General features: G+C 62.8%; 9 protein-coding genes, 2 tRNA genes and 2 pseudogenes. 9 read left to right on the top strand and 4 right to left on the bottom strand.

Going from position 1 to position 15,686, the window contains the following annotated elements; translation table 11 throughout:
• Positions 1–41: 41 nt before the first annotated feature.
• Positions 42–910 (bottom strand): annotated as a pseudogene (locus tag DRB87_RS12745) (TetR/AcrR family transcriptional regulator).
• A gap of 415 nt (positions 911–1,325) precedes the next feature.
• On the opposite strand from DRB87_RS12745, the gene tig reads away from it, so the two are divergent.
• The 8 genes and pseudogenes from tig (at position 1,326) to DRB87_RS12705 (ending at position 10,377) form a co-directional block, all read left to right on the top strand.
• Positions 1,326–2,666: a trigger factor gene (tig, locus tag DRB87_RS12740; RefSeq protein WP_130026164.1), complete on the top strand. Its 1,341-nt coding sequence runs from the start codon at positions 1,326–1,328 to the stop codon at positions 2,664–2,666.
• 126 nt (positions 2,667–2,792) lie between these two features.
• Positions 2,793–3,446, top strand: coding sequence for an ATP-dependent Clp endopeptidase proteolytic subunit ClpP (gene clpP, locus DRB87_RS12735; RefSeq protein ID WP_026131988.1), 654 nt, complete (start codon positions 2,793–2,795; stop codon positions 3,444–3,446).
• 235 nt (positions 3,447–3,681) lie between these two features.
• Positions 3,682–4,962: an ATP-dependent Clp protease ATP-binding subunit ClpX gene (gene clpX, locus DRB87_RS12730; protein WP_130026163.1), complete on the top strand. Its 1,281-nt coding sequence runs from the start codon at positions 3,682–3,684 to the stop codon at positions 4,960–4,962.
• A 194-nt stretch (positions 4,963–5,156) separates the two neighbouring features.
• Positions 5,157–7,576: pseudogene (lon, locus tag DRB87_RS12725) on the top strand (endopeptidase La).
• A 301-nt stretch (positions 7,577–7,877) separates the two neighbouring features.
• On the top strand, positions 7,878–8,150 hold the full coding sequence (locus tag DRB87_RS12720) for an HU family DNA-binding protein (protein WP_017234148.1): 273 nt from the start codon (positions 7,878–7,880) through the stop codon (positions 8,148–8,150).
• Positions 8,151–8,206: 56 nt separating this feature from the next.
• Positions 8,207–8,282: transfer RNA gene (locus DRB87_RS12715), tRNA-Val, on the top strand.
• A 13-nt stretch (positions 8,283–8,295) separates the two neighbouring features.
• A tRNA-Asp gene (locus DRB87_RS12710) sits at positions 8,296–8,372 on the top strand.
• A gap of 82 nt (positions 8,373–8,454) precedes the next feature.
• Positions 8,455–10,377, top strand: a complete 1,923-nt coding sequence (locus DRB87_RS12705; RefSeq protein WP_130026162.1) for a SurA N-terminal domain-containing protein — start codon at positions 8,455–8,457, stop codon at positions 10,375–10,377.
• A 60-nt stretch (positions 10,378–10,437) separates the two neighbouring features.
• Here DRB87_RS12705 and DRB87_RS12700 read toward each other — a convergent pair whose 3' ends face one another.
• Positions 10,438–11,085 carry an arylesterase gene (locus tag DRB87_RS12700; RefSeq protein ID WP_206100017.1) on the bottom strand — a complete coding sequence of 216 codons (648 nt, stop codon included), beginning with the start codon at positions 11,083–11,085 and terminating at the stop codon, positions 10,438–10,440.
• 52 nt (positions 11,086–11,137) lie between these two features.
• On the opposite strand from DRB87_RS12700, the gene DRB87_RS12695 reads away from it, so the two are divergent.
• On the top strand, positions 11,138–11,860 hold the full coding sequence (locus tag DRB87_RS12695) for an ABC transporter ATP-binding protein (protein WP_130026160.1): 723 nt from the start codon (positions 11,138–11,140) through the stop codon (positions 11,858–11,860).
• A 23-nt stretch (positions 11,861–11,883) separates the two neighbouring features.
• Here the strand turns inward: DRB87_RS12695 and pgi are convergent, their stop codons facing one another.
• Together pgi and DRB87_RS12685 are read right to left on the bottom strand one after the other, a co-directional pair.
• On the bottom strand, positions 11,884–13,551 hold the full coding sequence (pgi, locus tag DRB87_RS12690) for a glucose-6-phosphate isomerase (RefSeq protein ID WP_130026159.1): 1,668 nt from the start codon (positions 13,549–13,551) through the stop codon (positions 11,884–11,886).
• Between the two features lie 114 nt (positions 13,552–13,665).
• Positions 13,666–15,408: an NAD(P)H-hydrate dehydratase gene (locus DRB87_RS12685; RefSeq protein ID WP_130026158.1), complete on the bottom strand. Its 1,743-nt coding sequence runs from the start codon at positions 15,406–15,408 to the stop codon at positions 13,666–13,668.
• Positions 15,409–15,686: the final 278 nt, after the last annotated feature.

Below are 15,686 nucleotides of genomic sequence, written 5' to 3'. Positions count from 1 at the left end.
TCGACTGGCTCGGTCCTTCTCCGGCTGTCGTTGATCTGTGTTCAGGCATTGGCGAGCGAGCGGTCGTCGGCGCCCGGGATCCGAGGCGCGGCATTCGCTTCTGCGGTTTTCGTGAGCGGGGCGGCGACGTGTCCGGCCTCGCGTGGCGGCGTAATGTCCGCGGCCTTCGCCAGCGCGAAGACGTCGGCGAAGCTCGCCAGTTGTTCCTCGCCCGGCATCGGCGCCCTGAGCGCCGCGACCATCAGGGCCGTGAGCCGTGCCACGACCTGCAGGTCGCCCATCGCCTGGCCTTGGGCGAACGTGTCGATCAGTCGAGAGGTGTCGCTGCTCGCGAGCACACCGGACAGGGCCTGAAGCGCGAAGTGCAGACGCCAGCCCAGTTCCTGGCGCGGCAACTCAGGCAACGCGCGGGCGAAGGCGTCGAAGAAGCGCTCGAAGACGGGGGCGTAATGCTGCTGCAAATAGTCCCGGATGAACGGCGACGGATCGGCGTACACCCGCCCGAGCAGGCGCAGGAACGCCGGGCCGCCGATGTCGCGATGATGCGAGATGGCAAGGGCGGGGATGAACATCGCCCCAGCACGTGTTCGCACGTGAGCTGCGGTGCCGGCCACTCGGCTTCGGCACGCGTCAGCAGCGCGAGTCGCTCATCATTGAGCCGGTCGAGCCGACGCGCCAGCATGGCCTGGAGCAAGGTCTCCTTGCTGCCGAAGTGATAGTTGACGGCGGCCAGGTTGACGTCGGCGCGCGACGTGATCTGACGCAAGGACATGGCTTCGTAGCCGTATTCGATGAAAAGGTCTTCCGCGGCATCGAGGATGCGTAGCTTGGTGTCGCCGGCTTGCCGGCCGACGGAAAGGCGTGGGCTCACGAAGCACCTCCAGTGTGATGCGGCGTAAGGCCGCGCCATCGGATTGAACCGATGTTTCATTCAAACGTACGAATGAATCCTAAGCCGTAAGTGGGCTTCCCCCAAGATCTTTTTCTGGGCGCGATCCTCTAAAGCGTGATGCCGGCCTGTGCCGGCCTGTGCCGACCTGTTGCGACATGCCCGGCGGGGCGGGCGGATGTCGGGAAGGTACGTGAAGGCAAAATGGTCCGATTTCCCTGATGTCGGGGTGGAAAGTCGGGAGGCGGGGCAATAGTTTGCTAAAATGTTCCGCTTTGTGTTCAAAACCGTTTTGGCGCTACCCCGCATGTCGGGGGCGGAGGGAAGCCGGCGTCGCAACGTCGGTTCCGGCCCAAGGTTGATTAACTGACAGGGTCCGCTTGTGGCATTCCCTCGCCGCAACACAGAACGACCCTCTGGAAGGACGAATATCCTCATGACTATCGCTGTTGAAAACCTCGGCAAGCTCGAGCGTCGCTTTACCATCGCCCTGCCCAAGCAGGAAGTCGAAAAAGAAGTTGCGGCACGCATTCAGAAGCTGTCGAAGACGGTGCGTATGCCGGGTTTCCGCCCGGGCAAGGTGCCCTTGAAGATGGTCACCCAGCAGTACGGTGGTCAGGTCGAAGCCGAAGTCGTGAGCGACAAGGTCGGCCAGCAATTCTTCGACATCAGCAAAGAACAGGATCTGCGCGTCGCGGGTCAGCCGCGCTTCGCGCCGAAGGTCGACGCGGGCGAGGCCGAGTACGCATTCGACGCCACGTTCGAGATCTACCCGGAAGTCAAGATCGGTGACCTGGCCACGGCCGAGGTGAGTCGTACCACGACGGACGTCTCGGAAGCCGAGATCGACCGCACCATCGACATCCTGCGCAAGCAGCGCGTGCACTATCACGTGCGCGGCGAAGTCGGCGCCCACGGCGACGGCGGCTCGGTCGAAGCCAAGGACGGCGACCGCGTGACGGTCGACTTCGTTGGCAAGATCGACGGGGAAGCGTTCGCCGGCGGCAGCGCCGAAGACTTCGTGTTCGTGCTGGGCGAAGGCCGCATGCTGCCGGAGTTCGAGACGGCCACGCTCGGCCTGAAGGTGGGCGATTCGAAGGATTTCGAACTCAAGTTCCCCGACGAATATCACGGCAAGGAAGTGGCCGGCAAGACCGCCACGTTCACCGTGACGCTGAAGAAGGTCGAGTGGGCGCACCTGCCTGAAGTCGACGGCGAGTTCGCCAAGTCGCTCGGTATCGCCGACGGCAGCCTTGAAAAGATGCGCGCCGATATCAAGGAAAACCTGTCGCGCGAAGTGAAGCGTCGTACGCAGGCCTTGCTCAAGGATCAGGTGATGAACGCGCTGATCTCGGTGTCGGAGCTCGACGTGCCGAACGCATTGGTCGCACAGGACCAGGAGCGCCTGGTGGCGATGGCTCGTCAGGACTTGACGCAACGCGGCGTGCCGAACGCCGGCAACGTGCCGATTCCGGCGGAAATGTTCAAGGAGCAAGCCGAGCGTCGCGTGAAGCTGGGTCTGATTCTGGCCGAGTTGGTCAAGCAGAATGACCTGCAAGCCAAGCCGGAGCAAATCAAGGCCGAAGTCGAAGAGTTCGCGAAGAGCTACGAAGACCCGCAAGAAGTCGTCCGCTGGTACTATGGCGATCAGCAGCGCATGGCGGAAATGGAAGGTTTCGTCGTCGAGAACAACGTGGTCGAATTCGTCCTGGGTAAGGCCAAGGTGACCGACAAGCAGGTCAGTTTCGAAGAGCTGGCCGGCAACTCGCAAGCCTGATCGAACGCGACACGACCGATTGAACCGCCGCGGCCGCAAGGCCGTGGCGGTTCTTTTCCAAAGGGCCCCCGGGCCTCCTCCCTGCGGCGCGCAAAACCATCTCGATAGAAGGGTCGAACCGATATGATTACCCGTTCCGAATTGCTCGCCCAACTCGCCTCCCCGACGTACAACTCCGCCCTCGAGACGCAAGGCCTTGGCCTCGTGCCGATGGTCGTCGAGCAAAGTGGTCGTGGCGAGCGCGCTTACGATATTTACTCGCGACTCCTCAAGGAGCGCATCATTTTCCTGGTGGGCGAGGTCAACGACCAGAGCGCCAACCTCGTCGTCGCCCAGTTGCTGTTCCTCGAGAGCGAAAATCCGGACAAGGAAATCTCGATGTACATCAATTCGCCGGGCGGTTCCGTCTCGGCGGGCCTGGCAATTTACGACACGATGAAGTTCGTCAAGCCGGCGGTCTCGACGCTGTGCCTGGGCATGGCGGCAAGCATGGGCGCATTTCTGCTGGCGGCCGGTGAGAAGGGCAAGCGCTTTGCGCTGCCAAACGCGCGCATCATGATTCACCAACCGCTGGGCGGCGCCCGCGGTCAGGCGTCGGACATCGAGATCCACGCCAGGGAAATCCTGCTGCTCAAGGATCGGTTGAATCGACTGTTGGCCGACAACACCGGCCAGTCGCTCGAGGTCATCGCGCGCGACACCGATCGCGACAACTTCAAGTCGGCCGCCGATGCCGTCGAGTATGGGTTGATCGACCGCGTGCTCGAAAAGCGTCCCTGATTCGGTTTCGAATTCGAGAGCGCGCAACGACAAGGGGTTGGCGCGACACCGGGCAGCGTCGTTACCGAAAGCCGGGTGTTCGCGCCAAGTCGTTGTCGTAAAAGGGAAATTATTGCCGATGCGGCTGGGTCACACGCTCGCACGGCATGGCGTTACAATGGGATTCACGTATGCCGCGTTTGCCGCCCCCGGCGGGGACGACCGGGGCGCAAATTGCTAGCAGGCTGACACAGATATGGTGGATAAAAAAAGCACTTCCAACGGCGAAAAGCTGCTCTACTGCTCGTTCTGCGGAAAGAGTCAGCACGAGGTCAAGAAGCTCATCGCGGGGCCGTCGGTCTTCATTTGCGACGAGTGCATCGATCTGTGCAATGAGATTATCCGCGACGAGGCCGCTGCGGCCGAAGACGAGGGCGGCAGCGGCGGCAAGTCCGATCTGCCGTCGCCGCTGGAAATTCGCGAGAGTCTCGATCAGTATGTGATCGGTCAGGACCGTGCCAAGAAGATTCTGGCCGTGGCGGTCTACAACCATTACAAGCGACTGAAGCACCTCGGCGACAAGCGCGACGAAGTCGAACTCGCCAAGAGCAACATCCTGCTCATCGGACCGACCGGCTCGGGCAAGACACTGCTCGCGCAGACGCTCGCCCGCCTGCTCAACGTGCCCTTCGTGATTGCCGACGCCACCACGCTGACCGAAGCCGGTTACGTGGGGGAAGACGTCGAAAACATCATCCAGAAGCTGCTGCAGAACTGCAATTACGAGATCGAGCAGGCGCAGAAGGGCATCGTCTATATTGATGAAATCGACAAGATCAGCCGCAAGTCGGACAATCCGTCGATTACGCGCGACGTGTCGGGCGAGGGCGTGCAGCAGGCGCTGCTCAAGCTGGTCGAAGGCACGATGGCGTCGGTGCCGCCGCAAGGCGGTCGCAAGCACCCGAACCAGGATTTCATCCAGGTCGACACGACGAATATCCTGTTCATCTGCGGCGGCGCGTTCGATGGTCTCGAGAAGATCATCATGAACCGTACGGAGAAGACGGGCATCGGATTCGGTGCAACGGTCAAGACCGGTGAAGAGCGCGACGCCAGCGAGTTGCTGCGTGACGTCGAGCCGGAAGATCTGATCAAGTTTGGCCTGATTCCGGAGCTGATCGGTCGTCTGCCGGTGGTTGCCACGCTGGGCAAGCTTGACGAAGACGCGCTGGTGACCATCCTCGTCGAACCCAAGAACGCGCTGGTCAAGCAATATCAACGCCTGTTCATGATGGAAGGCGTGGAACTGGAGATTCGGCCGGCCGCGATGCACGCCGTGGCGCGCAAGGCCATCAAGCGCAAGACGGGCGCGCGCGGCTTGCGCTCTATCATCGAGCAGGCCTTGCTCGAAGTGATGTACGAGCTCCCGTCGCTAAAGGGCGTCACCAAGGTGATCCTCGACGAAAACGCGATCAGCGGCGACGGAAAACCGCTTTTGATTTACCAGGAGTCGCCGAAGGTCGCCGGCTCCAATTGAACGGTCAACTCAGCGATACCCAAAGCCGTTCATGGAAACATGGACGGCTTTTTTTCCTTCATACTAGTGCCACGGGCAATGAAACCCCGAGTGGTGCAACTTACCGGCGCAAGGGTTGTTCAACCCCCTTGTAATTCCCGTCGGCGGCCTCAATTAGCTGGAACACAACGGTATCGTTAATTATGGGGAACGAGATGTCAGGCACCCAAATCCTCCCGCCCGAAGCGATTCAACTGCCCCTGTTGCCTTTGCGCGACGTGGTCGTGTTTCCGCACATGGTGATTCCCCTCTTCGTGGGGCGTCCAAAATCGATTAAAGCGCTTGAAACCGCCATGGAAGGCGGCAAGCACATCATGCTCGTCGCCCAGAAGGCGGCGGCCAAGGATGAACCCACGTCGAAGGATCTCTACGAGATCGGCTGCGTGGCGAACATTCTCCAAATGCTCAAATTGCCCGATGGCACCGTCAAGGTGCTCGTCGAGGGGATTCAGCGCGCCCGCACCCTGAGTGTGGACGAAGAGGAAACCCAGTTCACGTCGGAAGTGATGCCGCTCGAACCGGACGACGGCAACTCGCCGGAATCCGAGGCGCTGCGCCGCGCGATCGTGGCCCAGTTCGATCAGTATGTGAAGCTCAACAAGAAGATTCCGCCGGAGATCCTGACGTCGCTCTCGGGTATCGACGAGGCGGGTCGTCTGGCGGACACGATCGCCGCCCACCTGCCGCTCAAGCTGGAGCAGAAACAGAACATCCTGGAAATGTTCCCGGTCATCGAGCGTCTCGAGCACCTGCTCGCGCAGCTCGAGAGCGAGATCGACATTCTTCAGGTGGAAAAGCGTATCCGTGGCCGCGTGAAGCGCCAGATGGAGAAGAGCCAGCGCGAGTACTACCTGAACGAACAGGTCAAGGCGATCCAGAAGGAGCTGGGCGAGGGTGAAGAAGGCGCGGATCTCGAAGAGCTCGAGAAGCGGATCAAGGCCGCGCATCTGCCCAAGGAAGCCAAGAAGAAGGCTGACGCCGAACTCAAGAAGCTCAAGCTGATGTCGCCGATGTCGGCCGAGGCGACCGTCGTACGCAACTATATCGACACGCTGGTCGGTCTGCCGTGGCGCAAGAAGAGCAAGGTCAACAACGACCTGTCGAACGCCGAGAAGGTGCTCGACGAGGATCACTTCGGCCTGGAGAAGGTCAAGGAACGCATCCTTGAGTATCTTGCCGTGCAACAGCGCGTCGAGAAGGTCAAGGCGCCGATCCTGTGCCTGGTGGGCCCCCCGGTGTGGGCAAGACTTCGCTCGGTCAGTCGATCGCGCGTGCGACGAACCGCAAGTTCGTGCGTATGGCATTGGGTGGCGTGCGTGACGAGGCCGAAATTCGCGGTCACCGTCGCACGTATATCGGGTCGATGCCGGGCAAAATCCTGCAGAGTCTGTCGAAGGTGGCCGTGCGCAATCCGCTGTTCCTGCTCGACGAAGTGGACAAGATGGGCATGGACTTTCGCGGGGATCCGAGTTCGGCGCTGCTCGAAGTGCTCGACCCCGAGCAGAACCACACGTTCTCGGACCATTACGTCGAAGTCGACTTCGATCTGTCGGACGTGATGTTCGTGGCCACGTCGAACTCGCTGAACATTCCGGCACCGCTGCTCGATCGTATGGAAGTGATTCGCCTGTCGGGCTACACGGAAGACGAGAAGGTCAATATTGCCCAGCGTTATCTGCTGCCCAAGCAGAAGAAGAACAACGGGCTGAAGGAAGGCGAGATCGATCTGGCCGAAGCGGCGATTCGCGACATCATCCGCTACTACACGCGCGAAGCAGGTGTGCGTTCGCTCGAGCGTGAGATCTCGAAGATCTGCCGCAAGGTCGTGAAGATGCTGTTGCTCAAGCAGGTTGACGGTGCGTCGATCAAGGTCGATGCGGGCAATCTCGACAACTTCCTGGGCGTGCGCAAGTTTGACTTCGGTCTGGCCATGAAGGAAAACCAGATCGGTCAGGTCACGGGGCTGGCGTGGACGGAAGTGGGCGGCGATCTGCTGACCATCGAAGCCGCGTTGATGCCGGGCAAGGGCAACATCATTCGGACGGGTTCGCTCGGCGACGTGATGAAGGAGTCGGTCGAGGCCGCGCGCTCTGTCGTGCGTTCGCGTGCGCGCCGCCTCGGGGTGACGGATGAGCAGTTCGAGAAGAAGGACATCCACATCCACGTGCCGGAAGGGGCGACGCCGAAGGATGGTCCGTCTGCCGGTATCGCCATGACGACGGCGCTGGTCTCGGTGCTCACCGGTATTCCGGTGCGTGCGAATGTGGCGATGACCGGTGAGATCACGCTGCGCGGTGAAGTGTTGCCGATCGGCGGTCTCAAGGAGAAGTTGCTGGCGGCTCACCGTGGTGGCATCAAGCTCGTGTTGATTCCGGAGGAGAACGTGAAGGATCTCGCAGAGATTCCGGATACGGTCAAGAACGCGCTGGAGATCGTGCCGGTGCGCTGGATCGACAAGGTGCTTGAACTGGCGTTGGAACATGCACCGACGCCGCTGCCCGAGGAAGAAGCGAAGGCCGCGCCTGTCACGCCGAATGCGGATGCAAGCGGCAAGCAGGAAGTCATCAAGCACTGACGTTAATTTTTCGTGTGGTGAGCAACGGGCGGATTGGCCGCTGCTCGCTACGCGGGAAGTGCGTAAATAGCCCGGGGTTTCCCCGGGCTTTTTTTTGTTCAGGCGATGCGCTCGAAAATGACACTGGGGAAGCGCAGATTCAGGAGTGCTTCCTAAGCCGCCAGAAGGGCGCAAAACGGCTTGACATCAGGGTTTCCGGCTTGTCTAATGGCAAAGCCGACGGACCTAGCAGATCAAAGTCAAGGCGCGCAAAGAGCGCCTCCGCGGCTCAATCGCCTACTATCCTTGCAAGGGGGTTACAGTGAACAAGACGGAACTGATCGATCATATCGCGGGTGAAGCAGACATCTCGAAAGCGGCTGCCGGTCGGGCACTTGAAGCATTGGTGGGTGCGGTAAAGAAATCGCTGAAGAAGGGAGACAGCGTGACGTTGGTCGGCTTCGGTACCTTCCTCGTGGCCAAGCGTGCGGCGCGTACCGGACGCAACCCGCGCACGGGCGCCGCGATCAAGATCAAGGCAGCGAAGGTTCCGAAATTTCGCCCTGGCAAAGTATTGAAAGATACGTTAAACTGATCAGCTTCCCTGTTTCGGCGGGGAGTTGCAGCAAGAACAACACTTGAATCGGGAACGGGTGCTTAGCTCAGTTGGTAGAGCGGCGCCCTTACAAGGCGTAGGTCGGGGGTTCGAGCCCCTCAGCACCCACCAGTTCCAGATCTTGGGAGCGGTAGTTCAGTTGGTTAGAATACCGGCCTGTCACGCCGGGGGTCGCGGGTTCGAGCCCCGTCCGCTCCGCCAAATTGTGAAAAGGCGAACTTCGGTTCGCCTTTTTTGCCATATAGCGTCTTAAGACGCATCCAGACGACTATTCCGATTTCGTATGTTCGACTTCATCCGCCGTCATCAACGATTGGTTCTCATCTTCCTGACGGTGTTGATCGTGCCGTCGTTCGTGGTGTTTGGCGTACATGGCTGGCAGGAATACGCCGCAGACGCCAGCACCATCGCCAAGGTCGGCGACCAGACCGTGACGCGCCAGGAATACGACGGCGTGCTTCGTGCGCAGACCGAGCGCATGCAACAGATGTTTGGCGGCGCTGTCGATCCCAACCAGATCAACACCCCCGAAATGCGCGCCGCGGTACTGGATAACCTGATCCAGCAGAAGCTGCTCACGCAGGAAACGCTCAAGAAGAATCTCTCGGTGCCCGATGCCCAGGTGCGTGAGGCGCTGCTCGCCATTCCGGCGATTGCCCAGTTGCGCCGCCCGGATGGCTCCATCGATGAAGCGAAGTACGCGCAATTGCTTTCTGCGCAAAACCTCACGCCGCAGCGCCTTGAAGCGCAAATTCGCTTCGAGCTGGCGTCGAACCAATTGCCGTCGAGCGTGCAGGCGAGCGCCATGCTGCCGAAAACGGTGCTCGAACGCTTCGCACAACTGCGTGCTCAACAGCGTGACGTCTCGGTGCTGACCTTCCCGGTCACGGACTACGCCGGCAAGATCGTTCCGACGCAGCCGCAGATTCAGGCGTATTACGATGCGCACAAGGCGGCCTTCCAGACGCCCGAATCGGCTGAGATCCAATATGTCGTGCTCGACCCGAAGGCCATGCCGGCTTCGGCACAGACGCCCGCGAGCGACGACGTGCTGCGCAAGATGTACCAGGACAATCTCAAGCAATACACGACGCCGGAACAGCGCCGCGCATCGCACATCCTGATCGCGTCGCCCGCCGACGCATCGCCGGCCGAGCACGCCAAGGCGAAGGCCAAGGCCGACGCGTTGCTGGCCGAGATCAAGAAGCATCCGGACGACTTTGCCAAGCTGGCCAGCGCCGATTCGGAAGACCCGGGATCGAAGGCCAACGGGGGCGATCTGGGCTTCTTCACGCGCGACGCAATGGTCAAGCCGTTTGCCGATGCCACGTTCGCGCTCAAGCACGAGGGTGACGTGAGCGATGTCGTGAAGAGCGATTTCGGTTATCACATCATCAAGCTGACCGGCATCAAGCCCGAGCAGACCAAGTCGTTCGATGAAGTGAAGGCGCAGCTTGCCGATCAGTATCGACAGCAGGAGTCGGCGAAAGCGTATGCGAAGCTGGCCGACCAGTTCACCAACGCCGTGTACGAACAACCCGACAGCGTGCAGCCGGCGGCCGACAAGCTCAACCTGAAGGTGCAGACGGCCACGGTCACGCGGACGCCCGATCCGTCGCAGGCGAAACTCCCGATCGGCAATGAGAAGCTACTCAAGGCCGTGTTTGGCGACGAGGCGCTCAAGAACAAGCGCAATACCGAGGCGGTGGATGTGGGTCAGGGCGTACTGGTGTCGGCGCACGTGGTGACTTACCACCCGGCCGCCACGCCGCCGCTCGCGCAGATCGAGGCGCAAGTCAAAGAGAAGGTCGTCGCCGATCTGGCCGAGCAGGCAGCGACGACGGCCGGGCAGGCCAAGCTCGAAGCGCTCAAGAAGGGGGGCGACGCCGCATTCGGCGCTGCGCAAACCGTTTCGCGAGACAACCCGGGCAAGCTGCCGGCGACGGCCTTGGGGGCGATCTTCAGTGCCGATACGACGCGGTTGCCGGCGTATGTCGGTGTCGCTTTGGGCGACGGTCAGGGCTACGCGGTGTATCGCATCGGCAAGGTCACTCAGCCGGCCGAGCAGGACGCGCAGCATCTTGCCGCCGAGGCGCAGCAACTCAACCAACTGGCGGCGCAGGCCGAATGGAACGCCTGGCTGGCCGACCTGCGTGCGCGCTCGAAGGTGAAGGTCGTGAACGATGTCACCAAGTCGGGGGCCTGAACCGGCGGCCGACACCGTTGCTGAATGAAACGAGAAACGCGGCCAACCGGCCGCGTTTTTTTATTCGCCGGACGTCTTCGGCGTTCGTGGTTGCGCGGGGCGCGAGGGCGCCTTGCCGGCGGGCTTGAGGAGTGGTTTGACCGCCGGCCAGACATTCTGCAGCATTTGCGGGTGCGCCTTGGCAAGCGGGTGAATCTGATCCTGCTGGAACCAGTCGGGGTGTTCAATGACACCTGCCAACAGGAACGGCACGTAGCCCGTTTTTTCCTGCTTGGCCACGAGTGAAAACATTGTGAAGAACTGCTCGCTGTAGTCGAGCCCGTAATTCGGCGGAATGCGCATGCCGACGACGATCACACGGCTGCCTGCCTTGCGTGCCGCGCCGATCATCTCGCGCAGATTGCTGCGCGTGAGGTCGAGTGAAATACCGCGCAGCGCGTCGTTGCCGCCGAGTTCCAGGATCGTGATGGCGGGATGATAGCGTTCGAGCAGCGGCGCGAGGCGCGCGCGTCCGCCGCTCGTCGTGTCGCCGCTGATGCTCGCGTTCACGACGTTATAATCAAACCCGCTTCGCGTGATCGTCTGCTGCATCAGATTGACCCAGCCGGTGCCGCGCGCGATGCCATATTCCGCCGAAAGGCTGTCGCCGACGACCAAAATCGTTGGCGTCCCCGAACTTGCCGCGTTCGCTGCGGTCCCTGAGAGCATGCACCCGCCTACGAGGGCGGAGGCGGCCATTTTCAAGAACTCTCTTCTTACCATGTCGTTTTCCGAAAACGTGATTGAGGTGCGGGGGCTGGGCAAACGGTTGCGCGACGCGACCGGTGAGCTGGTCATTCTGCAGGATATCGATATCAGTGTCGCCAAAGGGCAAAGCGTCGCCATCGTTGGCGCGTCGGGGTCCGGCAAGTCTACGTTGCTGGGCCTGATGGCGGGGCTCGACACTGCAAGCGACGGCAGTATCACGCTGCTGGGCAAGTCGCTCGGCGATCTCGACGAAGAGGGCCGGGCCGCATTGCGACGCGGTGCCGTCGGTTTCGTCTTTCAATCGTTTCAATTGATGCCGCACCTGAGCGCGCTCGAGAACGTGATGCTGCCGCTCGAGTTGCTGGGTGAGACACGCGACGTGCGCGATCGTGCCATCAAGTTGCTTGAACAAGTGGGGCTGGGCTCGCGTCTGGCGCATTATCCGAAGCAGCTCTCCGGCGGCGAGCAGCAGCGCGTGGCGCTGGCGCGCGCTTTCGTCACCGAACCCGCCATACTGTTTGCCGACGAACCGACGGGCAGTCTGGACACGGCGACGGGGGAGCGCGTGATCGACCTGATGTTCTCGCTCAACAAGGCCCGTGGCGCAACGCTGGTGCTCGTGACGCATGATCAGGCGATCGCGCAGCGGTGCGACACGACGGTGCAACTCGCCGGCGGACGAAGGATCGATGGCCCGTCAGGCGCACGAGACGCGGGGTCGAAAACGCCGCAGTGATGTTGCTGCGGCGATCGCGCGTTTCAGTGCTTGCGTTTCAGGGCGTCGCCTGCAAGGCGAATCAACGACGTGGTCGAGGCGTCGTGCGCGTCGGGCGTGAGCAAGTCCGGATCGGCGAGTTCGGGCTCGATGGCGCGGCTCAGCGTCTTGCCCAGTTCAACCCCCCACTGGTCGAACGGATTGATGTTCCAGATGGCGGCCTGCACGAACACCTTGTGCTCATAGAGCGCGATCAGCGCACCCAGGCGCTCGGGCGACAATTGGTCGATCACGAGCGTGTTGCTCGGACGATTGCCGTCGAAGCGGCGTTGCGCGCCCAGCGGTCCTCCAGCTTGTTCCGCCGTGGCCATCGAGCCGCCTTGCAGCAACGCTTCGCTTTGCGCGAAGCAATTGGCGAGCAGCTTGCGGTGATGATCGAGATAGGCGGGCGCATCATATTGCGGATTCAGGACGGCGATGAAGTCCACGGGCACCAGCGTGGTGCCCTGGTGCAACATCTGAAAGTAGGCGTGCTGACCGTTCGTGCCCGGCTCGCCCCATAGGATCGGCGCGGTTTGCCACGCGACAGGCGTTCCGTCGAGCTGCACCGACTTGCCATTGCTCTCCATGTCCAACTGCTGCAGATACGGCGGTAGTTTCTGCAAGGCGTCGGTATACGGCGCGATGGAAAGCGTCTGGGCGTCGAAGAAATTCCGGTACCAGATGCCGAGCAGGCCAAGCAGCACCGGCATGTTGGACTCGAGTGGCGCACTGCGGAAGTGTTCGTCCATGGCATGCGCACCGGCGAGCAACGCGTCGAAATGCTGCGGGCCGAGATAGAGCATGATGATGAGCCCGATCGACGACCACAGCGAATACCGCCCGCCGACCCACTCGCCAAACTCGAACACGTTCTCGCGGTGAATGCCGAAGCGCATCGCTTCCTCGGCATTCGTCGACACCGCCACGAAGTGCTTGCCGAGTTCGCCCTCAGGAACGCCATGCGCGACAAACCAGGCGCGAATCGTGCGCGCGTTGGTCATGGTTTCGAGCGTGGTGAAGGTCTTCGAGCACACCACGACGAGCGTGGTTTCGGGGTCGAGCGAGGGCAGCGTGCGTGCCAGTTCGGTGGGATCGATGTTGGCGATGAAGTGCGCGCTCAGATCTCGCCGCCCGTAGACGGCAAGCGCGTCGCACACCATGCGCGGACCCAGGTCCGATCCGCCGATCCCGACATTGATGAGATGTCGAATGGGCTTGCCTGTCGCACCGATCCACCGCCCGTCGCGCACGCTTTCGCTGAAAGCACGCATGCGCGAGAGGGTCCCGCGCACCCCGCGGCTGACGTCGCCGGCCGCGTCGCGAAAGGCCATGTCCTGCGGTGCGCGCAGCGCAACGTGCAACGCCGCGCGGTTTTCCGTGATGTTGACGGCGTCGCCGGCCCACATTGCATCGCGTTTGGCCGGCAGGCCGCATTCGCGCGCAAGTTGTGCGAGCAGCGTGCGCGTTGTGCCGGTAATGCGGTTCTTCGAGTAATCGAGGTACAGGCCGGCCGCACGCAATGAGAATTGTTCGACGCGTGCATGGGCGCCGGTGCTCGCGAACCAGTCGCGCATGTGCTGCGCGGCAATGTCGTCGCGGTGCGTGAGCAGGGTACGCCAGGCAGGGAGTTGGTCCAGACGAGTGGCAGGCGCGGATGGCTTGTACGGCATGTGCGATAAGGACATTTCGATAAAGCGGAGTATAACGGGAGTCGTCGCGAAATCACGCAGAAATGCGACGGCGAACGACCGTCTCGGGGGCCCGCATCCACATCACGCGCGACGTCAGGGCGAACCGGCCGGCGCCGTGCGGAGCGTTTGCGTGCTTCGCTTGGCGCACCGGGCCTCGTTCATCAAGTCAGCCAGTTCGGCGCGCATGGCGGGCAAAAGTTCACTTGCGGTCAGTCCCGCAGGGCCGGCCCCTGCGGCGACGCACCGTTCCGCAGCCCGGCCGTGCAGCCAGACCGCGGCCAGTGCGGCTTGCGGCGCTGGCATGCCCTGCGCGAGCAGCGCACCGATCGCGCCCGTGAGTACGTCGCCCGTGCCCGCCGTCGCCAGCCCGGCATTGCCCGTCGTATTGATCCAGGAGTGCGTTCCGTCGTCGATGACACTGCCTGAGCCCTTGAGCACGACTGTTGCGCCAAAGCGTTGCGCGAGCGCCCGTGCGCACGCCAGCCGATCCGATTGAACGCGTGCGACGTCGTCACCTGCCAGGCGCGCCGCTTCGAGCGGATGCGGTGTCAGGACGGTGGGGCCGGCGCGACGGCGCACGCGCTCGGCGAGCGCGGGCTCGGCGGCCAGCAGATTGAGGGCATCGGCATCGATGACCAGGGGCGTGTCGTCCAGGGCGAGCGCGCGCGACAGGCACGCGGCCGATGCGGCGGAGGTCCCGAGCCCGGGGCCGACGGAGACCGTGTGCATCGTCGCGAGGTCGAGGTTTTCCGCATGACGCAGCATCAATTCGGGGTGCTGCGGATCCCAGGCGGGCGCATCGTGCGCGACGAAGCCGACATAGACGCGTCCCGCGCCCGTCATCAATCCGGCACGCGCGCAAAGCAGCGGCGCACCGATCATGCCTTCATGGCCGCCCAGCACCGCCAGCGATCCATAGCTGCCCTTGTGCGACGCATGATGACGCTGCGGCAAATGCGCACGGAACGCGGCCGGCGCGCTCGTCGCGACGGCGTGGCCGTCGGGGCGTCCGGACCGCACCGCGGCCAGCACCTCGTCCGTTCCCAGGGTGGCGATGAGCACCTCCCCGGCAACGTCGCGCCCCATCCCGGTGAGCAGCCCGGGGCTGGCGCCAAGCATTGCCATCGTGACGTCGGCGTGAATGACCGGTCCGTCGACGACGCCGGTGGCCGCCGCCAGTCCGCTGGGAATGTCGATGGCGAGCACTGGTGTGCCCTGTGCGTGGGCCTCGACGACGCGCTCGACGAGGGCCGCGGCCGGGCCTTCGAGAGGGCGCGTCAGGCCGATGCCGAAGAGGCCGTCGACAATCCAGGCGTAATCCGAGGAGCGTTGAGGCCAGAGGGTCGGGGCGGACTGCACGGGCACACCGGCGGCGAGGGCGTGGGCGTGCGCCCAGCGGGCGTCGTCGGTCGACGGCGCCCCAAGTTGCCACACATCGACAAGCACCCCGCGCCGATGCAATTCGCGCGCCGCAACGTAAGCATCGCCCCCGTTGTTCCCGGGCCCTGCGAGCAACAACACGGGTTGACGACCCGCGCTCGCGAGGGCTGGCAAGCGACCGATGAGCCACTCGGCGACGGCAGCCCCGGCGCGGGCCATGAGCGTATGGGCAGGGAGTTGGGCGGCGGCGGCTCGCTCGACCTCGCGTAGCGTGTCGGGAAGCCATAAGTCGAGGGCGTCGCGCGCGCATGCGGCAATGGATGACGTCGCGCAATCGTGTGGCGACCCGATGGATCGTGTCAGGGAATCCGCGCCGACAGTGGCGCTGGCAGCGGCGGGGGTGGCAGCAGGGGTAGCAGGGGCAGCAGGGGCGTCGGCGCGCAATGAATCGGACATGACAGACAAAGCTCCCGGTATCGAGGGGCGGCGAACGCTGCACATCGTCGCATGCCGGCATCGACGGCTTGGGCGCGGTGTGTTCTGCGGGCCATTCGGAGATTATGCCCTCAACGCAACGTTCTGCCTGCCGGTGCGAATCTGGACGCGGTGTCGGTGGTTTCCGACAAGGCCCTGCCGGACCGGGGCTGGCTACCGACGATGGACGATGCCGGCCTGTGAATGCGCGGGCGAGCGTCAGGCCGGGCCAGCCATCTTCATGGGGTGGCCCGTCGGCA

The organism is Pandoraea sp. XY-2 (genome assembly GCF_004193915.1).
In the GTDB taxonomy this organism is placed as follows: Bacteria; Pseudomonadota; Gammaproteobacteria; order Burkholderiales; family Burkholderiaceae; genus Pandoraea; species Pandoraea cepalis.
Note: the sequence above shows the minus strand (reverse complement) of the source record. Positions and strands in the feature narration are given on the sequence as shown.